The sequence below is a fragment of the Pseudomonas edaphica genome, assembly GCF_965277385.1.
GTDB lineage: Bacteria > Pseudomonadota > Gammaproteobacteria > Pseudomonadales > Pseudomonadaceae > Aquipseudomonas > Aquipseudomonas edaphica.
Window position 1 is genome coordinate 2,042,471 of record NZ_OZ255725.1, and the last position, 21,096, is coordinate 2,063,566.

Sequence of the window (21,096 nt, forward strand, 5' to 3'; positions counted from 1 at the left end):
GGAGTTTCCAGATGGCTAATTCGACAGCTGTTAAACAAAGTGTCGTTGACGAAGGTAGCCCGAATATTCATGGGGTCGACCCCTTTTCGGGCGCATTTTGCACATTTATCCCGATAGCTGAATTAGTTGGAAATAATGGGTTGGGCCCGACTTTGGATCTGAAGGTTTACCACACGTCGGGCCGCGGCACCCACTACCTCGAAAATTGTAGTATCCGATTTAACCATGCTTATTTTTACGAAGACCTTCTACCAAAAAATCTGAGCAACAATTTCGGCAAAATTTACTTAGAGAACGGAGCCAGTTGGACATGGGACGGAAAAAGCGATATTGCCTTACCCCACGTCGTTATCAGCCGGGATGGCGAGCAACTTAAATTCACACATAAAAGTGGACAACAAGAACGTCTTACCAAATTCCGAGCCCCCTCATCCAACCCGCTAATACTAATATATGAAGGCTATTACCTTCCAACTACAATAAGTTCACCCTCTGGGCATAAAATTTACCTCCAATGGGATTTGATTAAAGAAACCAACTCACTCAAGAACCGGTGGCTCCCACGCCTACAGTCAGTATCCGACGAGTCAGGAACCCTATTGACCGTTGATTACACCATGCTCGGCAGCATAATGCAGGTCACTTTCGATGTATGGCCAGGAACCAACGACAATTACACGATGGATTTTCAATTTACCAAGGGCTTGTTGAGTACAGTACGGCAGAGCAACCAGATAGACACGACAGCGTTCGAGTACACCGGCTCTATCAGCAAAATAAAACACAGCAGCGGACTCACGGAGGCAATTAGTTATCAGAACGGCAAAGTTTCCAACCACCTTATTACCGACAACAACGCGACCATCATACAAAACACTCAATATATTTACACCACCTCAAAAGGCAACCAAATCACCTCAGTAACGGAGATAGGCAATAAAAAAACTGAATATCAGTTTTCGACCAACCGCCTACCGACAAAAGAAACAACTTGGGTAGATGGCTTATTATTGAAAACCGTTGAGTTAAGTAGAACCCTGAAAAACGGAGGGACGGTCCTCACGGGTGCCGCTAATGACCCCCTCCCAGACCGTATGGAAAGCACCACTAGCACGACCTACACCAACCCCGACCTGACCGCTCGCACGGAAGTCGTCGTTATCACAATGGACACCTTAGGCAACATCATTTCAAAGACAGAAAACGGCGTAACAACGGAGTGGACTTATTATCGGGGAATGTTGGAAGAAGACATACTCGTCAAAACAGAAAGAGTTAACACTCCCACAACGCCTTTGAGTGTTATTGCGGGCATAGGTGATTACGCAAACCCTATCGGCTGGGGATACCTGCTGTTCGGTAAAGCCGGGTTGACCTGGGGTACACGTGAGCTGCGCCAAAAGGTTATTTCGCCTTACGTCACCAGTAACGGTCAACAGACCTTCAACCTCCCGGTGGCCATTCGTTGCCCTGGCGACCCAAATTACTTCAAGGTTCACGTCGAATCCGAAAAGGTCTATACCCTGAACAACGGCCAACGGACTGACTTGCAGTGGACCTTCTACAGTTACGATGGGCTGCCGGTCAAAGACGCCCTGGTAAAAGGTCCAACCCTCAAACCTTCGAAAAAATTGACAATCTATAACCCGGTTGGGGATGCCAATGGCAGGCTCTCATCATGGGCGAACGGCAACATGGTGCTTGAAGAGAATACTTATGATACTGACATTAATTCACCTCACCATGGGCGGTTATTGAACAGCACACAATCTATCCTTGACGCCGCCGGCAAGGTCGTTCCGGGCTCTGTAGTCAGTACTGCGATCGGCTACGGGCTTTCCAACAATCAACTCACTACAACCACTTATGTGACCGCGGGCACTGCACCTGCAGTCACCGGAACTCAAGTCATTCAAACGCTCACCGGCTTGCTTAAGGCCCACATTGATGCCCAAGACAATACGACCCTTTATGAATACGACGCGCAGCGCCGTATAATCCAACAAACCGTATATGCCGGCGAGCCCGAGCTCAAAGGCACGACCACTTTCACCTACGTAGACGCTGGCACCGAAACTCAAGTAACGCGTACCAGCCCGTTCGGAGAACAAAGCAGAGACGTATTTGATACGTTGGGCCGCCCCATCCGAAACGAGTGGCTACACACTGATGGTTCATGGCTGAAGTTATACGAAATAACTTACGACGCCCAAGGTCGAGAGGCGTCCACGACACAATTCGACTACACCGCCAATAAAACGCAATTGCCCCCGCAAACACGTAACTTCAGCTATGACCGCTGGGGGCAGCTCTCAGAAATCAAGTGGGCCGCGAGTGGTGAGACCGAGAATTTTTCGTACGACCCGGTCAACCGCAAGACCTCAACCTGGGTAGCACAAGGCAGTGAAACGGGCGGGCGCACCATACAGGTATTCGACGAACCCGGTGGAGAACAACGCCACGAGTCGTATCTTCATGCCAATGGTAAGTTCGTGAGCTCACAGACGTATCGCTACAACGCCCTAGGTCGTCTGACCACCGAGGCTTCAAGCGAGGCATATGCGATTCACCGTAATTACGACGCTTTTGGTCGCGTAAGCCGTATGGAAACCGCCGGTATCACAACGATTAATGACTTTCCTGCCCATATCCAAGCACCCGTAGCGACAGCTGCCAAGCTGGAATCCAGCGGCCAAACAGTTTCACTGGGCACCCAGACAGTAGATGGCCTGAGCCGCGTGACGGCTACCGTACTCGGCGGCACTAAAGTGAACTATGCCTATATCGGCAGCGGGAATTGGGGCAAAGCAGATACTCAACCCAGCGCAACGAACACCTCATCTACTCGCATTCAGCTGAGCAATGCTTGGGACGCGCAAACCCGTACCCTTACTGAAACCATTACCGGAGGCATTAACCGAGGTAGTGATTCAACTACCTCTCAAGCAAGATACGAATACTCCATTCAAGGCCTCTTACTGCGATCAACTGATGCGTTCGGTAACAGCACTCAATACACTTACGACACCCAAGGCCGTCTACTGAACAGCGCCAGCGCAACGCTGACCGTAGACTTTATATATGGCCCGCTAGGTAGACTGGAATCCGAAACATTGAATGATCTAACCCATGGTAAGACCATGACGACTGCGTACACTTACAACGCATCCGGTCAAGAAATTCAACGTCAATTCAATGCCACAGGTTTTCCACCCCTTACATTAAAAACAACGTATACCACCTCTTTAATCGCTGAAATGGAAATACTGCAAGATGCATCACTGTTGCGCAAGGAAGAGTACCGTTACGATTTCAGAGGGCAACTCGAAACCTATCTGTGCAGCGGCCCCCATAAACCCTCCACGCCTGACCGCTATGTGATTGACCGACAGGATTTTATATACGACATGGCCGGCAACCTGATTCAATGTACCGTGACAAGCAATGGCAGTACGTTTATCGATAAATACACATTTGGGGCTGCAGACCCCTGCCAACCTCAATCCACTACACTTCAGAGAGGTACGACTCAACAAACCCATTCTTATAAATATGACAGCCTTGGTTATTTAATAAACAAAGACGGCTTCCCACTCACTTACAATATCCAGGGTCAATTAACCGTTCACCGTGACGCACAACAACTTTTCGACTACCATTACGACAACATTGGCCGACTCGCTGGGTGCTCAGGTACGGGCCACTACGACCAGTACTATTATAAAGATGACTTCCAATACGCTCGGAAAGGTGTATTTAGCAGCAATGGAGTTTTTAGCTACCGCACTTCTATTTTGATGAACCAGAGTACTTCCTGCTTATTGCTGCAGCAGAGTATCAACCAAGACAGCAACATGCCAACAACAAGCCGCAGTTTCGAGGTAAAAGACATCAAAGGCTCGGTGATTGCCAGTTACGACCTGTCTACCAATTCAATTTCATACTTTGTTTACACGCCATACGGCTATCGCCCTCATACCATCGATCAGCGCTCGTGGGTTGGGTTTAACGGCCACCCCATGGACAGCGTTACCGGTAATTATCCTCTGGGGAACGGAGCGAGAGTCTACAATCCCGCGAAACAAAGCTTTGACGCTCCTGACCCTATCAGTCCGTTTGGTGCAGGTGGATCAAATCGATATCGGTATTGCAGCAACGACCCGGTCAATAAAAGTGACCCCTCTGGGTTCGCGGAGGTCTTGAACCAATACTCTGTCATTACCCACGCGCCAGCGATCGAAAACCCGGTTGTAGCCGCTGTGGGGATCGGCGTAGTCGGTATCGCACTGGCACCCTTTACCGGCGGTGCTTCAATAGGGTGGACGGTAGCAGCGGTAGGTTTAGCTACTGTGTCCGCGGGCTTTGGTATCGCCTCTGCGGCACTACGAGAAAGTGACCCTGACCTCTCAGAAGCATTAGGTTGGGCTGCACTCGGGACCGGTCTGCTCGAAGCAGGCGCAGGCGCCGGGCTAGCTTTGCGCGCTGCAAGAGCAGGGGCAAAGGGGGCAGCCAGGGAAACCAGTCTCGCGTATCAACACAGCAGCATAGCCAAAGGCCAGATGGGCGTTGAAACGCTGACCGTTAAGACACGGAGTCTTGGTTTTCACAATGGACCCGCTTCATATGAGCTTTACAGCGGAGGTCCGAACGCTACTAAAGCGTATATTTACAGCCACGGAGCGTCGCGTGCCGAGAAGTTCCGATTCGCTCTTCCATCAGGAGTGGACCTTCATTTTTTCGCACCTAAAGGCGCGTCAATTGCGACAGATGATAGCCGATTGATACAGCATCTTTCGGGAAGGCTGAATGGAAACTATATAAGCAAAGCACACAATTCACTTAACCCCAAATTAGCACCCGACTATATCTTGACCGAGTTCAAGCCTAAAGACATGGTAACCAACGATATTCTCAAAACGCCGCAAGACCTGGACAAAGTAATGAAACAATTAGCAGCGACCCATAGTATCGATATTATTCGCCCAAAGGGTCAGATACCGCTCAGCGAATTGATCACGTCACTTCAAGCGCAGAACTACAAAAAAATATACGGCTCGTTTTGCCGGGGTCCTATTCGGGATTTCGTTGGCGTCGCAGAAATCAAAAGAATAAGACATTCAAAATGGCGCATGTTCGTACTGGACATGGACGCCTCATTGGCTAATCGAGTTTAACCAAGCAACATCTCCTACTCACGATGGAGACCTCGCTAACACCGCGCTCCCGATGCACTCGGGAGCCGGCATCGGCCTGATACACGCCGCCACCAAGTTGAAAGTGCACCCCCTAAGGAAGGTCTGAAGTACCCACCGTTTTTTGATCCCCTCTTTGCGTGAGGTTCAAAAAGCGCTGATTCGGTCGAATCATTAGACCTTTCCACTTCTTAATTCATGATTTTCCTCTAAGTCGCGCTGTTTCTGGGCGATTAGCCCGCATTACAGGCGCACCTCTCCAGTATTCAACAATCGTTTTCGCACCATCCACAAGTTCGACAAGGCGAACAACGTCGTCTGCTGAGCACTGTTTTTCGTCAGACCACGAAAGCGCACTTTCGTATAGCCAAACTGGCGCTTGATCACCCGAAACGGATGCTCAACCTTGGCTCTGACTTGCGCTTTCGCATACTCAAACCCGCGTAGCACACTGCCGATCACTATGTCTTTGCCATGCTCTTTGTACGAGCTTGGCCGTGCAGCAAGTGGACGGCAAGCTGTCCAACTCGGCGTTTTTGGACAATGCGCCGGCTGAAGTGATCGAGAAGGAACCCGCCAAGTTGGCCGAGGCTGAGCGGGCGTTGGGTAAGCTGGCCGAGCACATGTGTGGATCTCCAGTCTGTAAGCTGGAAACCATGTAAAAAAGAGACCTTCTCAGGTCTCTTTTTTATGGGCGCTTTTTGATCAATATGGCAACTATCAACTTGCCACGAGCGAGCAGCAGCTGGAGGGCTGTGTATTATTTCGATACAGGCGGAACAGTTACCTGGCCTGTACCCGGAGCGCCCACTTTCTCATTCGCCCTGACCCCCTTAGAAACCCATTTCCCAGAGGTAACAGTAAACTGGACATTTGACTCCGCTGGAAGATTCAGCGGAGAAGTAAGTGTCGTATTCTGGATATTAATATTAGTCGCCTTTGAACCTTTGTTTTCGATATAGAGGTTTTTACCTTCTCGGAGCAAAGACCCAGCCACTCCAATAGTGAGCGGATCGGCAAAGTCGCCATCACTGACCCTAAACACAGATGCGCCGTCTGACTCTACAATAATAGTCCCGGCGGCTTTACCATTCATCGTATTCTCCGAAGGAGACTCCTCAGCCGCCCACGCATTCATCGCCAGCAACATCGATCCAACTAAAATTACAGAAAAGTGCTTATTCATTGTGTTATCACCTTAAGTAGATTGAGGCCAACCTGATATTTCAATAAAAAACTAACACACTGAAAAACCATCAATCTACTGTCAGAAGTAACAGGTCAACTAATCATTAAAGAATAAGTCGTCACGTTATAATTACGATTACACGCACATCCAGGTTACTCCCCCAAAAGATAGATATTCCTGTTTTCAGTCAGGAATGTGTGACAATGCCCACCACTTTGAGCCAACACCAGAATCAACATGACCGCCCCCAGCACACCCAAACCACCGCGCAAGAAGCCTAAAACCGCAGCCCCGGCCAAGCCCGTCGCGCCGCGCAAAGAGGCCACCCTGCACCCGCGCAATCGCCACACAGGCCGTTACGACTTCCCGGCGCTGATCAAGACCACGCCGGAACTGGCGAAGTTCGTGATCATCAACCCGTATGGCAAAGAGAGCATCGACTTCGCCAGCCCGGACGCGGTGCGGGTGTTCAACCGGGCACTGCTCAAGTCGTTCTATGGCATCCAGCATTGGGATATCCCGCAGGATTACCTCTGCCCGCCGGTGCCGGGGCGTGCCGACTACGTGCACTTCCTCGCCGACCTGCTGGCCAGCGTCAACGACGGCAAGATTCCGCGCGGCTCCATCGTCAAAGTGCTGGACATCGGCATGGGCGCCAACTGCGTCTACCCGCTGATCGGCTATATGGAGTACCGCTGGAATTTCCTCGGCTCCGAGGTCGACCCAATCGCTGTGGCCGCCGCCAAGGCCATCGTGCAGTCCAATGACCTGAGCAAGGTCATCCAGTTGCGCCAGCAACCCAACCCCAAACAGATCCTGCTGGGCCTGCTGGAGCCGGGCGAGCGTTTTGACCTGACCATGTGCAACCCGCCCTTCCACGCGTCCATGGACGAAGCCACCAAGGGCAGCGAGCGCAAATGGCGCGCCCTGGGCAAGGCCGATCCCAAGCGCAAGCTGCCGGTGCTGAACTTCGGCGGTCAATCGGCGGAGCTGTGGTGTGAAGGCGGCGAAGCGCGTTTTGTGACGCAGCTGATCGCCGAGAGCGCGCACTTTGCCCACAAGGTGCTGTGGTTCAGCACGCTGGTGTCAAAAGCGTCGAACTTGCCCGCGATCGAGACAGCCCTGAAAAAAGCCGGCGTGCTGGAAAGCCAGGTGGTGGAGATGTCCCAGGGCCAGAAGCAAAGCCGTTTTGTGGCCTGGACGTTCCAGACCAAGAACGAGCAGCAGATCTGGCGCCAGCGCTGGGTTCGCGACTGAATCATTGTGGCGAGGGAGCTTGCTCCCGCTGGGCTGCGCAGCGGCCCCAAAATCCTGGGAGCGCTTAGCACTGGAGCGCCAGCCCGGTCCAGCGGGAGCAAGCTCCCTCGCCACACAAAGCACATCACAAATCGCAGGCAACAAAAAACCGTGCCCGGATCGCTCCGAGGCACGGTTTTTTTTGCTGCGTCTTACTTGTTAACAGCGTCGGTCAGGCCTTTGGCCACAACCAGCTTGATAACTTTTTTGGCAGCGATTTCGATGGCAGCGCCAGTCGAAGGGTTACGGCCAGTACGGGCTGGACGCTCGGTCACTTTCAGTTTGCCAACGCCTGGCAGAGTGATTTCGCCGCCGTTTTCCAGCTGATCAGCAACAACTTGGCTCAGTTGGTCCAGCAGAGCGCGCACGGTAGTTTTCGGTGCGTCTACTGCTTCAGCCAGGTCAGCGATCAGTTGGTCTTTAGTAATAGCCATTGTGGTGTTCCTTCCCTATCAAATTCATATGGATTGCAGAGTGCAGTGTCAGCCGTCGAGCCCGACCGTCATGGCCTGGCACCCCCGGCCATAACCACGGAGATCGGGGTTATAGATGCTTGAAACGGGGATTGGTTCGACCTGACAGATGCTGAATGCACGCTTAACGCCGAGACTTGGCGTAAGACGGGGCAAAACTAGCACAGAGACGGGGAAATATCCGCCTCAACATACCCATTTGGTCAGCTTTATCGCTCTAAACCGTGAAAAAAAGGCATATGGGCCGTCGGAGGTCGTCCAAAACCGCCTTGCAGGCGCGTCTTGGCCAATGGGTGCGGTACACTGGGCGACTTTTGGGGGAGGCCCACCGCTCCCCTTCAACCAGCCGAGAAGCCTATGCCGATCCGTCATTGCATTGTTCACTTGATCGACAAAAAACCCGACGGCACACCTGCAGTTCTGCATGCCCGCGATTCTGAGTTGTCCGAATCGGCCGCCATCGAGAACATGCTGGCCGACCTCAACGAGAGCTACAACGCCAAACAAGGCAAGGCCTGGGGTTTCTTCCATGCCGAATCCGGCGCGCACCCGTTCAGCGGCTGGTTGAAGGAGTATTTCGACGGTGGCCAGGATTTCACCACCTTCAGCCGCACGGCGGTCGAGCACCTGCAAAAGCTGATGGAGGAATCCAACCTCTCCACCGGCGGCCACGTGCTGTTTGCCCACTATCAACAAGGCATGACCGATTACCTGGCCATCGCCCTGCTGCACCACAGCGAAGGCGTGGCAGTGACCGATGAGCTGGACGTGACCCCGTCGCGGCACCTGGACCTTGGCCAGTTGCACCTGGCGGCGCGCATCAACGTCTCCGAGTGGCAGAACAACAAACAGTCCAAACAGTACATCTCGTTTATCAAGGGCAAGAACGGCAAGAAGGTTTCGGAGTACTTCCGCGACTTTATCGGCTGCCAGGAGGGCGTCGACGGCCCGGGCGAGACCCGCACCCTGCTCAAGGCCTTCAGTGACTTTGTTGAAAGCGAAGACCTGCCGGACGAATCCGCCCGCGAAAAGACCAAAACCCTGGTGGACTACGCGAGCAGCCAGGCCAAGCTCGGCGAGCCGATGGGCCTGGAAGAGCTGTCGGGCTTGATCGATGAAGATCGGCCAAAAGCGTTCTACGACCATATCCGCAACAAGGACTACGGCCTGTCGCCGGAAATTCCGGCCGACAAGCGCACCCTCAACCAGTTCCGCCGCTTCACCGGCCGCGCCGAAGGCTTGTCCATCAGCTTTGAGGCGCACCTGTTGGGTGACAAGATCGAGTACGACGAAGCCGCCGGCACCTTGATCATCAAGGGCCTGCCGACCCAACTGACCGACCAGCTCAAGCGCCGTAACTGATGCTGGGCGGGGTACTCAAGAAAGTCCTGTTGGTATTGCTGGTGGTGGTGGTGATTCAGCACTGGGGCAAGATCGAGCGGCTGTTCAACCCCTCGCAGGTGGTTTCGGAGCAGGTACGCGCCTCAGCGCGCGTGGTGCTCTACTCCACCGAGTGGTGCGGCTACTGCAAGCAGATCCGGCGCTTTCTGGATCAGAAAGGTGTGCCGTACCAGGCGTTCGATATCGAGAAGGATGCCCAGGCGCGCAAGGCGTATGAGGCGCTGGGCGGCGGCGGGATTCCGTTTGTGGAGGTCAATGGCACGCTCATTCGCGATTACAACCCGGATGCGATCATGGCTGCCTTGAAATAACCCCACCGTTGCAGCATCCCGCTTGTGTGGGAGCTGGTTTGTAGGAGAGCTGGCTTTTGTGGGAGCTGGCTTGTGTGGGAGCTGGCTTGTGTGGGAGCTGGCTTGCCTGCGATAGCATCACCGCGCAGTAACTGACAGACCGAGTTGCCTGCATCGCAGGCAAGCCAGCTCCCACAAAAAGCCAGCTCCCACATAAGCGAGCTCCCACATTCAGTTCTGCAGCGTCTTTAGAAGTTGGCTTCCAGCGACACCATCGCCGTGCGCTCTTCACCCACGTTGTAATACGCCGTACTTGGCGCCAGGCCTTTTACCGGCGCCGAGTTAAACGACACGGTGCGTGCCGAGCTCAGGTATTCCTTGTCGAAGACGTTAAGCATCGACAGCCGCAGGGTCGCGGATTTGATGACTTTCTTGTCCACCGGCAAATAGATACCCGCGTTGAGGTCGACCACGGTACGCCCGGAGATTTTTTCGTCGTTGGTCAAATCGCCGTAGAAACTGCCTACGTATTTGCCGGCAACGTTGCCGTAGAAGCGCGAGTCGTCGTAGCCAAACACCAGGTTGAACATGTTTTCCGGCACGTTGGCCAGCTGCTTGCCGGCGGTGGGCAACAACACGTTCTTGCTGAGCAGATTGTCTTTCTGTTCAGACTGGGTGTAGGTGTAGGACGCGTAGTAGTTGAAGTGATGCGGCAACAGCCCGCTCCACTCCAGCTCCAGGCCTTTGTTGTCGACTTTGCCGACGTTGATTACCGCGTAGTCGCCGTTGAGGTCGGTGGTCGACAACTGGCGGTCCTTGAAGCTGATGTAGAACAGCGTCGCGCTCAGCGCCACATCGTCTTCGGTGAAGCGCCAGCCCAGTTCCTGGTTCCAGCTCAACTCAGGCTTGAGGCTTACCGAATCGCCTTTGTTGTACAGCACGTAGTTCGGCGGTGTGCGCATGTTGCGGGTGACGTTGTAGAACGCCTGGTTGCTCTCGTCGATCTGGTACTTGGCGCTGAAGTTCGGCAGGAACTGGTGGTAACGGGTGTTACGTTTTTCCGGCTTGTCGTAGAGGCTGCCCAGGTTGTTGCCGTCACGCTCGACGTACTGATAGGCCACGCCGCCGACAAAACTCAGGTCTGGCGTGGCTTGCCAGCTGTCCTGCACCCAGAGCTTCTGCGCCGGCGTGACGGTGTAGTAATGACGGCCTTGTACCGTCGCGCCGTTCTTGTCGACCACCTGGCCGCCGCCGTTGTAGTCGCCCCACACGTCATCGGGTGCGCCTTCGCCGTTGATGCCGATAAACGGCTGGCTCTGGCGCTGGCGTGCGCGCTCATACCAGTAGCCGTAGTCCAGGCTGTGTTCTTCGTTGATGTCCCATTTCATTTTGGCGGTAACGCCTGGGCGCCAGGTTTCGGTCCACGAAGGGCGGTAGTAGTTGAGCGATTTGAGGTTGCTCAGGTCGTAGTTGCCAGCCTTGTCGGACTTCGGCCCCAGGTTCGATGCGGTCTGGCCGCTGAAACTGCCACCGTTAGCCCAGTAGTAATAGGGCGTGACCGTCAGCGCCAGGTTGTCCTGCAACTGCCAGCGCTGGGTGAGCGTGGCGTTGACGCTTTCGAAGGGGTTGCGATTGAGCTTGTAGGAAGACGACAGCAAACCGGATTTGTACACCGGGGTTTCCGAGTAGTCCTTGCGCCGCCCATCCGTGTCGAACTGCGACTTGCTCAAGGAGTTGTAGTTGTAGTTTTCCTGGTTGTTGTACTTGATCGTGGCCAGTGTGGAGTTGCCGCTGCCGTCTTCGAACAGGCTGCTCCACTCGACCTTGTCGCTGCGCAGGGTGCCTTTGCCACGCCACTTGTCGCCTTCCAGGTGCGACGCCGAGACCCAGGTCTTGAGGCCGCCGAAATCGCCGGTATTGACCCGCACGAACGTCTTGCGCAAGTCGTTGGCGCCGACGATCTGCTTGGCGAACAATCCGGCCTCTTTGGTCGGCCGAATCGTGATCATGCCGATGTTGCCGCCACTGGAACCGATGTGCGGGCCGTCTGCTTCCGAAGATCCCTGGGTTGCGAATACTTCCGCAAGGTTTTCCGGGTCGCCCAATTGGTTGGAGTAGACGCTGTAGTTGCCCGAATCGTTGATCGGCACGCCGTCGACAGAAACCCCGATCTGGTCGGAGTTCATGCCGCGCATGGTGAAGTTGGTGCCGCTGGTGCCACTGGCGTCATCACTGGAAACGTTGATGCCCGGCGTGTATTTGAGCTTGTCGATGGCGTTGGCAGTCGACGACATCTGGTCCATGGCTTCCTTGGTCACCGTCGACCGCGCCTTGGCACTTTCTTCGCGGATCATATGGCCGTTGCCGAGGGTCTGTTTACCCGCGATGTCTACCGAACCAACGTCCTGCGTGGTGTCTGCCAAAACCAATGGCGCAAAGCTACCTAGGCCCGATGCAAACAGCAGGGCAGAGAGTGTGTTGATCTTCACAAGTAGATCCCTTACGTGCATCTATCTGTTGTTATGGAGGGCGGTACTGGCTGTCAGAACCGGGTGAACGGCGACGCCAGCCTTCCTGACCATCTGCTCAGGAATCCGAGGATCATCCTTGGCACGTGTAACGGTTTGGTGACAGGTTTTGGCAATTGCGATGAAGGTTAAGTGAAGGATCTACAGGCAGCGTGATACCTGGCCTGTAACTGCCGGCAGGAAATGATCGCGAGGGAAACAGTTGTAAAAGAAGGTGGCCAGCAAACCGTTCGTGTCTAACGCAACACAATCATTCGGCCTAATAGTGTGTGCTGTTCAAAACCCAGCACCGCCTGCAGGGCATTTAAAACCGCCACTGGGTCCTTGCTCGGAAAGCTGCCACTGACACGCTTGGCGCCCATCTCGTCGTTCAGCAACAGAATGCGCCCCGGATAGTAACGACTCAGGTCCTCGACCACGTCAGCCAACGGCGCTTTGTAGTAATTGAGCCAACCGTCACGCCAGGCCAGGCGGGATTCACTGTCGACCGCGTGCATCGCTTCGACCACGCCGTCGGCGTAAGCCACTTGCTGGCCTGCGGTCAGAATTTGCTGTTGGCCTTGCCAGGATGGCGTCACGCCAACCCGACCGGACAACACCGTCACTTGCGCGCCCGCCGGTTGCAGGCGCACTTCGAACTGTGTGCCCAACACCCGCGCTTCACCACTGCCGGCCTCGACCACAAAGGACTGGCCGGTGTGGGTCACGCTAAAAAAACCGGCACCGCGACGCAGCTGGATATGCCGCTCACCGTGGCTGAAATCCACGGCGATGGCGCTGTCGGCATCCAGGGTCACTTGGGACTGGTCGGCCAGGGTCACGGTCTTCACTTCCCCCGGTGCGGTCACGTAATCGGCGCCGAAGTCATCAACCCAACGCGACGGCTGCCACCCGGCGCCCATCGACACCATCACCAGCAGGCACGCGGCCATGGCCAAGGCGCCGGACCAGCGAACGCCGCGCGAACGTTTCGAGGTGTTCATCGCGTTGAGGTAACCCTGCAAGGCCAGGGCGTCTTCGCCCGCCAGTGTGCGCGCCGGTACTTCGCTTAACTCCCACAGCACCTGGGCCTGGGAATAAGCCTCGACGTGGGCAGGATCGGCCCGCAACCAGCGGCTGAAGGTGGCCTGGTCGCCACTGCTGGGCTGGTCGTGTAACAGGCTCAGCCAGTCGAGTGCGGCCTGCTCCTGGGCGGGCGTGGGGGTGACGTTCACGGTGCTTTCCCTGGCGTGCGTGGGGGCGATGGTTCGCGAAGGCTGGCCTTGCAGGCTTCAAGGGCACGCATCATATGTTTTTCCACTGCGCTTTGGGACAAGCCCATGGCCTTGGCGATTTCGGCGTACTTGCGGCCATGAATACGGTTGAGCAAAAAAATCTGCCGCGTGCGCTCCGGCAGGCTGCGCAAGGCGGCTTCGACATGGCGCAGATCATTGCCCGCTTCGAGTGCCGCCTGGGGTTCGCAGCCCTGATTGTCCTGTTGCTCCGGCAGCCAGCCTTCGCTGCTGCGCACGCGGGCGCCTTCGCTGCGCAAATGGTCGATGGCAATGTTGCCGGCGCAGCGCAGCAAGTAAGTGCTGAGTTCTTCGACCTGCACCAACGGGCGGCGCCAGAACCGCAGGAATAAATCCTGTACCAAATCAGCCGCCGTGGCGCGGCACCCCACCCGGCGGCTGACCAAGGCTTCCATTTGCGAACGCTGGGACAAAAACACCTGCAAAAAATGCGCACGTCCACCGGCCGCATCGGTGTGCGGGCTGTCCTGGGATTCGGGTGGCGTGCTGATCATCATCACTGGCTCAGCATAAGGCGAAGGCCGCCACAGGGCTGACCAGCAGGCCGGCGCCCGCCAGAATCAAGACCAGCCTTGGCCGATACGGCAACAGCAACACCAGCAGCAGCGCGCTGAGCATCAACACCGCGCACCACTCCACCAACCCTTGAGCCCAACCTGAAGCGGCGACGGCGGGCCAGATCGACACGCCCAGCAACAACCAACCGGCCATGCGCAGGCTTGAGCGCCGCGCGGGCGACGGCTTGCTGTGCAGCAACTCGCCGTGATGGCGGTCGGTGGCCAGGCACAACGCGGTAAACCCGGCGTAGCACATCAACAGGGCGAGCAGCATTCAGTGCGCCTCCTGCTTGAGCGTCATTGCCCGCACACGTTCGGCCTTGGGTTGCGTGCGGTGTTGCATCTTCCACGCCGCCCAGGTGAGGAACAGGCCGCTGGCCAGGCAGGTCAGGTCGAAGCCGGCCATGGCCCAGTCACCGTTGGCCAATGACGTACCCAAGTGCTGCGAGGTGGTCAGTGCGTTGAGCAGAGGGATCGCCACAAACAGCAGCGCAGCGAAGCTCAGTTGCTCGACCCAAGCCTGGCGACCACGGCGCAATACGGCGTGCAGCAGGCTCAGGCCCCAGGCGATAAAGAATGTTTGTATTTCCCAATCGGAACGCTCGGCGAAGCTGATCGGCAACAGGCGGTTGGCCCAGAAAAACGCCGCGATGGCGATCATCAAGCCAGACATGCTGGCGATGTTGAGCACTTCCACCAGCCGCAGTTCAAACGGCATCGCCCCGGTTTTAGCGTGCTTGAGCTGGCGCTTGCCCAGCCAGATCACCAGGCCGGTGCCGATCATCGCCGTGCCCGCCAGACCGCAGATAAAGTACAGCCAGCGCAGCACCGGGCCGGCGAAATGGCCCATGTGCAGGCCATAGAAACTGCCGCCAATCGCCGCCGGCAGCGATTGTTCGCCACTGACCCGCAGCAACTCGCCGGTGGTGCCGCTGAATGACACGCTGCTGCCAAAATCATGTACCACACGGTCGGAGCCGGCGCGCACCACATTGACCGACGCGTTCACATCGCCAGGGTTGTTAACCACCAAACGGCCCACATGCCCACCGGCCCATTGCGTGCGCGCCTGCTCGTACATCGGCAGTAATGGCAGCAACTTACCCGGCTGGCCGAGCGCCGGCGCATTGTTGGTATTGGGGAACACTTCATTAAAGAACGCACGGCTGTCGTCGCCATACGAGGCAAGGATCGGCGCAGGCATCACCATGTTCATGAAGATCACCAGGCTGCTGTAGGTGATCATCAGGTGAAACGGCAGCACCAGTACGCCCACCGCGTTATGCCCGTCGAGCCAGGAGCGCTGGCCCTTGCGTGGGCGGAAGGTGAAGAAGTCCTTGAAGATTTTCTTGTGGGTGATGATCCCGGTGATCAGCGCGACGAACATCACCATCGCGGCGATCGTCGACAGCCAGCGGCCCCATGGGTAAGGCATTTGCAGCTGGAAGTGGAAGCGGTAGAAGAAATCGCCGCCCATGCTTTCGCGAGCCTGGACCGGTTGAGCGCTGACAGGGTCGAGGACTTTCTGGATAAAGTTGCCGCGTTTGCCGGGGTCGATCTTGTCTTGCCACATCACCGACAGGCCAGGGTCACGGCTGTTGGGCAGGGTGATAAACCAGCGCGCGGCGTTGGGCGCCTGTTGCTGCAGATAGGTTTGCGCGGCGGCGAGGCTGCGCGCCGCGTCCAGCGGATGGGCCTGCACTTCGGGCTGCATCCAGTGGGTAATTTCGTCCTTGAAATAGGCCAGGGTGCCGGTCAGAAAAATCGCAAACAGCAGCCAGCCGAAGATCAGGCCGGCCCAGGTGTGCAACCAGGCCATCGCCTGGCGAAAGCCCTCTTTCATGTGCGTGCCATCCAAAAACCCACGCCCGCCAGGGTGGCAAATAACGCGCTCGGCAGCATCACGCCAAACCAGGCGCGCGAGGCTGTGCGGCAGGCGAAGCACCAGATGACGGCCAGCAGATAGAACACAAACGAACTCATCATCCCGGTGATCACCGCGTCGGCGCGCGAGGTGGGCATCCACAGCGCCATACACACGGCCGCCAAGGACGCCATCAGATAGCCGCCGACCACAGCGGCCAATGCACGCGAGGTGACGGCGAGGCGGTAAGAGACGGCCAGTGAGGGTTTGCTTTTCATCGGGGAGACGCCAGATTCATCAGCGCGCAATATTAATGATAAATATTCTCATAAGCAAAAGAGAACGGATGAATCACCTGCCCGCATGGATTGCCGAACGCGTATCACGCCCCTTACAATGCGAACAATTCTTGTTCTCTAAAGTGCATTGATACTTTCGGAGTGAACGCGTTGCAGCCGTCCAACACCGTCGAAGTCCTGTACCACGACCATCACCTCTGGCTTACCGGCTGGTTGCGACGCAAACTCGGCTGCCCGCAAAGCGCGGCGGACCTGGCGCAAGACACCTTCATCCGAGTGCTCACGGCCCGCGAAGCCCCCACGCTGATCGAGCCACGCGCCTTCCTCACCACCGTGGCCAAACGTGTGCTGTTCAACTTCTACCGCCGCCAGGACCTGGAGCGCGCCTACCTCGATGCCCTCGCGCAGATGCCCGAACACGTGGCGCCCTCGGAAGAAGACCGCGCCATCATCCTGCAAACGCTGGTGGAGCTGGACCAACTGCTCGACGGCCTGCCCGTGCAGGTCAAGCGCGCCTTCCTGCTGGCCCAGCTCGACGGCCTGACCTACGCGCAAATCGGCGCCGAACTGGGCATCTCCATTGCCACGGTCAAACGCCATCTGAATAAAGCAGCGATGCGCTGCTACTTCGCCCTATGAACTTTTCTACCCAGGTTGCGGAACAGGCTGTGCACTGGCTGATGAAAATGCAGCAAGGTGCGCTTAACCCGCGCCAGCAAGCGGCGTGGCAGCACTGGCTGAATGCCCACAGTGAACATCAGCGCGCATGGGACCATATCCAACGCGTCAACCAGCGCCTGCGTGGCATGCCCTCGCCTCTCGCTCACGCAGCGCTGAACGCGCCGCAATCGAGTAGCCGACGCCAGGCCCTGAAGCTGTTGCTGATTCTCGGCGCGGGTTCAGCCGCCGCATGGGGCTTGCGCCAACAGCATATTTTGCCGCCCTTGAGCGCCGACTACCGAAGCCCTGTGGGCCAACGACGCAAGGTGCAATTGGCCGATGGCAGCCAGTTGCAGCTCAATACCGGCAGTGCGGTGGATGTGCATTTTGATCGGCAGCAGCGCCTGATCCGCTTGCTTGAAGGCGAGATCCTGCTGACTGCACGCACAGGTGATACACCACTGCGCGTACTCACCGGCCAGGGTTTGCTCAGCAGCCAGGCGGCCCGGCTGAACGTACGCCAGTTCAACGACCATACCCAACTGGCGGTGTTTGAAGGGAATGTTGAGGTCATGCCCAACAGCTACAGCGGTTTGCCGTTGACCGTCGAGGCCGCGCGCCAGGTCAATTTCACCCGCAAAGGCTGGGACACGCCGCGCCCGAACGACGCCAACAGCGGCGCCTGGGCCGAAGGCATGCTGGTGGCGGCGCATATGCGCCTGGAAGATTTCCTCACAGAGCTTGGCCGTTATCGCCGGGGCCAGCTCAACTGTGACCCGCAAGTGGCCAACCTGCTGTTGTCCGGCAGTTATCCATTGGATGACAGCGAGCGCATTCTCGACCTGTTGGAAGTCAGCCTGCCGGTCAAAGTGCGGCGCTTTACCCGTTACTGGGTGACCGTTCAGGCCCGCGCCTGAAAAATTATTTTCAATAACAGTGAGCCGTTTTCCACACCTCGCGTGACAGAGAAGGAAAGCCACCTTGATCCTTCCTTCTCAGGACCGCACGTCATGCCCCAGCAGCCGACCCCTCTCGCCCGCACCTTGCGCCAACTGTTACTGGGCGCCAGCCTCAGTTTTACCGTACTGCCTCAGGTGGTGGCGGCCGAGGCCAAGCCGTATCACATCGCACCGGCCTCGCTGGAAGCGGCGCTGAATCAATTTGGTCGCGAAGCTGGCGTGCTGATTTCGTTCGGTTCGCAAGTCACGGCCGGCCTGCAGAGCCGTGGTTTGTCGGGCAATTACAGCGCCGACGAAGGCCTGCAAAAACTGCTGGAAGGCACCGGCCTGCAAGCCCGCGCCGAGGGCGACAAGGCCTACAGCCTGCAACCGGCCAGTGCGGCTGCGACCGTGGAGCTGCAAACCTCCAGCGTGGTCGGTAACTGGCTTGGCGATGCGGCGCAAACCAATGTGTTCGAGCACCCTGGCGCCCGTGATGTGATCCGCCGCGAAGAGTTCGAACGCCAAGGTGCCACCCAGGCCCGCGATGTGCTCAACCGCATCCCCGGCGTCAACGCCCCGGAAAACAACGGCACCGGCAGCCATGACATGGCGCTTAACTTTGGTATTCGTGGCCTCAACCCGCGCCTGGCCTCGCGCTCCACCGTGTTGATGGACGGCATTCCGGTGCCGTTCGCGCCCTATGGCCAGCCGCAGTTGTCCTTCGCGCCGATCAGCATGGGCAACATGGACGCCGTAGACGTGGTTCGCGGTGGCGGTGCCGTGCGCTACGGCCCGCAGAACGTCGGCGGCATCGTCAACTTCGTGACCCGTGCAATCCCGGATGCGCCGACCGTCAAAGGCGGTTTGCAGACCGAGACCAGCCCGTCCTCCAGCCATGACGGCTTCAAGACCACCGGTAACCTGCTGGCTGGCGGCACCGCGGATAACTGTTTGGGTGGTGCGATCCTGTACTCCGGCACGCGTGGCGGCGACTGGCGCGAAAACAGCAACACGCGCATCGACGACCTGATCCTCAAGGGCAAATACCAGCTGGACGACGCCAACAGCTTCAACGCCATGGCGCAGTACTACGAAGGCCAGGCCGATATGCCCGGCGGCTTGAACGTCAAGGACTACAAGGCTGACCCGTACCAATCCACCCGCCCTTACGACAAGTTCTGGGGCCGCCGCACAATGTTCAACGCCGGTTACCGTTACCAGGAAGACCGCCGCGAATTCACTGCCAACACCTTCTTCACCACCACCTTGCGTAATGGCTACCTGGACCAGGGCAACTTCCTCTCGTTGTCTCCGCGCGAATACTGGGTACGTGGCCTGGAAACGCGCTTCGCCCAAGGCTTCGATCTTGGCCCTACCAGCCATGAAGTGGGCGTTGGCTACCGCTACATCAGCGAAGCCGGCCATGAGATGCGCTACCGCACGCCGATCAGCGCCAACCAGCAACTGCCCAACACCAACAGCCGCAACGACCGCGACACCCGTGGCGCCACCGAAGCCAATGCGTTCTTCATCGACGACCGCATTGATATCGGCAAGTGGACCATCACCCCGGGCGTGCGCTACGAGATGATCGAGTCCCAGCAGACCAACAACTTGAGCAACGTCAAATACAAAGGCGACTACAACACCGCGCTGCCGGCGTTGAACCTGCTCTATCACCTCACCGAAGACTGGAACCTCTACGCCAACACCGAAGGTTCGTTCGGCAGCGTGCAATACAGCCAGATGCCCAACCGTGTGAGCAGCGGCGAAGTAAAACCGGAAAAAGCCCGCACCTGGGAACTCGGCACGCGCTACGACAACGGCAGCCTGCGTGCGGAGATCGGCGCGTTCCTGATCAACTTCGACAACCAGTACGACAGCAACCAGACCAACGACACCGTGATCGCCCGTGGCGAAACGCGCCACCAGGGCGTCGAGTCGAGCATCAACTACGCCCTCGACGGCTTGAGCCCCGCGCTCGCGGGCTTTGACGTGTACGCCACCTACGCCTATGTGGACGCGACCATCCGCGAAGACGGCCCGAACAAAGGCAACCGCGTGCCCTTCTCGTCCAAGCACAAAGGCACGCTGGGCGTGGGTTACACCGAAGGCCGCTGGAAACTCAATGTGGACAGCAGCTACCAGAGCAGCCAGTTCGCCGACAACGCCAACACCCAGGCCGAAACTGCCGACGGCGCCAACGGGCGTATCCCCGGCTATATGCTGTTCAGCAGCCGCGCAGCGTATGACTTCGGCCCGCAACTGTCGGACTTGAACGTGGCGGTCGGAGTGAAAAACATCTTCAACAAGCAGTACTTCACGCGCTCGTTCGACGACAACAACAAAGGCAAATATGTAGGCGAGCCGCGCACGGTGTACGTGCAGACCTCCATCGCGTTTTAGGTACCGGCGAGGCTGCGAAGGCGGCGGCACTGGCAAAACATAAGCTGCCTGACCCACCGCTTTCGCAGCCTCGCTAAAGCTCGACAGCTCCCACAGGGGATCGGCTGTGTTGGTTAGATCTCAGTTCGTAGGGCCATCGCGTCATACACAAATCCCGCCAGCGACAAAGATCCAATGTGGGAGCTGTCGAGCCCCGGCGAGGCTGCGAAGGCGGCGGCACTGGCAAAACATAAGCTGCCTGACCCACCGCTTTCGCAGCCTCGCTAAAGCTCGACAGCTCCTACAGGGGATCGGCTGTGTTGGTTAGATCTCAGTTCGCAGGGCCATCGAGGCATGCGCAAATCCCCCCAGTGACAAAGATCCAATGTGGGAGCTGTCGAGCCCCAGCGAGGCTGCGAAGGCGGCGGCATTGGCGAAGTATAAGTTGCCTGACCCACCGCTTTCGCAGCCTCGCTAAAGCTCGACAGCTCCCACAGGGGATCGGCTGTGTCGGTTAGAGCTCAGTTCATAGGGCCATCGCGTCATACACAAATCCCGCCAGCGACAAAGATCCAATGTGGGAGCTGTCGAGCCCCAGCGAGGCTGCGAAGGCGGCGGCACTGGCGAAACATAAGCTGCCTGACCCACCGCTTTCGCAGCCTCGCTAAAGCTCGACAGCTCCCACAGGGGATCGGCTGTGTCGGTTAGAGCTCAGTTCATAGGGCCATC

General features: G+C 57.2%; 15 protein-coding genes and 2 pseudogenes. 8 read left to right on the forward strand and 9 right to left on the reverse strand.

Features of this window, described 5'->3' with window-relative positions; all coding sequences use genetic code 11:
* Positions 1 to 11 precede the first annotated feature (11 nt).
* Complete coding sequence (locus ACQY47_RS09240; RefSeq protein ID WP_428556981.1) at positions 12 to 5,174, forward strand: RHS repeat domain-containing protein; 5,163 nt, start codon at positions 12 to 14, stop codon at positions 5,172 to 5,174.
* A 261-nt stretch (positions 5,175 to 5,435) separates the two neighbouring features.
* On the opposite strand, the pseudogene ACQY47_RS09245 reads toward ACQY47_RS09240, so the two are convergent.
* Positions 5,436 to 5,699, reverse strand: a pseudogene (locus ACQY47_RS09245) (transposase); the annotation flags it as partial.
* Here ACQY47_RS09245 and ACQY47_RS09250 point away from each other — a divergent pair.
* A pseudogene (locus ACQY47_RS09250) lies at positions 5,690 to 5,838 on the forward strand (hypothetical protein); the annotation flags it as partial. The pseudogenes ACQY47_RS09245 and ACQY47_RS09250 overlap by 10 nt on opposite strands.
* 114 nt (positions 5,839 to 5,952) lie before the next feature.
* Here the strand turns inward: ACQY47_RS09250 and ACQY47_RS09255 are convergent.
* Positions 5,953 to 6,378, reverse strand: coding sequence for a hypothetical protein (locus ACQY47_RS09255; RefSeq protein ID WP_428556982.1), 426 nt, complete (start codon positions 6,376 to 6,378; stop codon positions 5,953 to 5,955).
* A gap of 240 nt (positions 6,379 to 6,618) precedes the next feature.
* Between ACQY47_RS09255 and rlmF the strand changes: the two genes are divergently transcribed.
* The gene (gene rlmF, locus ACQY47_RS09260) at positions 6,619 to 7,638 is read left to right on the forward strand and encodes a 23S rRNA (adenine(1618)-N(6))-methyltransferase RlmF (RefSeq protein ID WP_069551850.1); all 1,020 of its coding nucleotides are present in this window, start codon (positions 6,619 to 6,621) and stop codon (positions 7,636 to 7,638) included.
* Positions 7,639 to 7,829: 191 nt separating this feature from the next.
* Here the strand turns inward: rlmF and ACQY47_RS09265 are convergent, their stop codons facing one another.
* Complete coding sequence (locus tag ACQY47_RS09265; protein WP_003188840.1) at positions 7,830 to 8,111, reverse strand: HU family DNA-binding protein; 282 nt, start codon at positions 8,109 to 8,111, stop codon at positions 7,830 to 7,832.
* A gap of 396 nt (positions 8,112 to 8,507) precedes the next feature.
* On the opposite strand from ACQY47_RS09265, the gene yejK reads away from it, so the two are divergent.
* Both yejK and ACQY47_RS09275 read left to right on the forward strand, forming a co-directional pair.
* On the forward strand, positions 8,508 to 9,512 hold the full coding sequence (yejK, locus tag ACQY47_RS09270) for a nucleoid-associated protein YejK (protein WP_003171997.1): 1,005 nt from the start codon (positions 8,508 to 8,510) through the stop codon (positions 9,510 to 9,512).
* Positions 9,512 to 9,862, forward strand: coding sequence for a glutaredoxin family protein (locus ACQY47_RS09275; RefSeq protein ID WP_099548478.1), 351 nt, complete (start codon positions 9,512 to 9,514; stop codon positions 9,860 to 9,862). Before yejK ends, ACQY47_RS09275 begins: the two co-directional genes overlap by 1 nt.
* A 227-nt stretch (positions 9,863 to 10,089) precedes the next feature.
* Here ACQY47_RS09275 and ACQY47_RS09280 read toward each other — a convergent pair whose 3' ends face one another.
* The 6 genes from ACQY47_RS09280 to ACQY47_RS09305 form a co-directional block, all read right to left on the reverse strand.
* The gene (locus tag ACQY47_RS09280; RefSeq protein WP_428556983.1) at positions 10,090 to 12,330 is read right to left on the reverse strand and encodes a TonB-dependent receptor; all 2,241 of its coding nucleotides are present in this window, start codon (positions 12,328 to 12,330) and stop codon (positions 10,090 to 10,092) included.
* A 275-nt stretch (positions 12,331 to 12,605) separates the two neighbouring features.
* Positions 12,606 to 13,583, reverse strand: coding sequence for a FecR family protein (locus ACQY47_RS09285; RefSeq protein ID WP_428556984.1), 978 nt, complete (start codon positions 13,581 to 13,583; stop codon positions 12,606 to 12,608).
* Positions 13,580 to 14,158: an RNA polymerase sigma factor gene (locus ACQY47_RS09290; protein WP_017135158.1), complete on the reverse strand. Its 579-nt coding sequence runs from the start codon at positions 14,156 to 14,158 to the stop codon at positions 13,580 to 13,582. The genes ACQY47_RS09285 and ACQY47_RS09290 overlap by 4 nt, the downstream gene beginning before the upstream one ends.
* A gap of 7 nt (positions 14,159 to 14,165) precedes the next feature.
* A complete protein-coding gene (locus ACQY47_RS09295; protein WP_017135159.1) occupies positions 14,166 to 14,492 on the reverse strand; it encodes a DUF3325 domain-containing protein in 327 nt (108 codons plus the stop codon).
* Entirely contained in the window at positions 14,493 to 16,061 is a 1,569-nt protein-coding gene (locus ACQY47_RS09300; protein WP_428556985.1) for a PepSY-associated TM helix domain-containing protein, read from the reverse strand. It lies immediately after the preceding gene.
* Entirely contained in the window at positions 16,058 to 16,360 is a 303-nt protein-coding gene (locus ACQY47_RS09305) for a DUF3649 domain-containing protein (RefSeq protein WP_026013535.1), read from the reverse strand. The genes ACQY47_RS09300 and ACQY47_RS09305 overlap by 4 nt, the downstream gene beginning before the upstream one ends.
* Before the next feature lie 171 nt (positions 16,361 to 16,531).
* On the opposite strand from ACQY47_RS09305, the gene ACQY47_RS09310 reads away from it, so the two are divergent.
* The 3 genes from ACQY47_RS09310 to fecA all read left to right on the forward strand — a co-directional run bounded on the left by ACQY47_RS09310 (position 16,532) and on the right by fecA (position 20,388).
* Positions 16,532 to 17,020: a sigma-70 family RNA polymerase sigma factor gene (locus ACQY47_RS09310; protein WP_099548693.1), complete on the forward strand. Its 489-nt coding sequence runs from the start codon at positions 16,532 to 16,534 to the stop codon at positions 17,018 to 17,020.
* Positions 17,017 to 17,958 carry a FecR domain-containing protein gene (locus ACQY47_RS09315; RefSeq protein WP_428556986.1) on the forward strand — a complete coding sequence of 314 codons (942 nt, stop codon included), beginning with the start codon at positions 17,017 to 17,019 and terminating at the stop codon, positions 17,956 to 17,958. The genes ACQY47_RS09310 and ACQY47_RS09315 overlap by 4 nt, the downstream gene beginning before the upstream one ends.
* 93 nt (positions 17,959 to 18,051) lie before the next feature.
* Entirely contained in the window at positions 18,052 to 20,388 is a 2,337-nt protein-coding gene (gene fecA / locus ACQY47_RS09320) for a TonB-dependent Fe(3+) dicitrate receptor FecA (protein ID WP_428556987.1), read from the forward strand.
* The last annotated feature ends 708 nt before the right edge of the window (positions 20,389 to 21,096 follow it).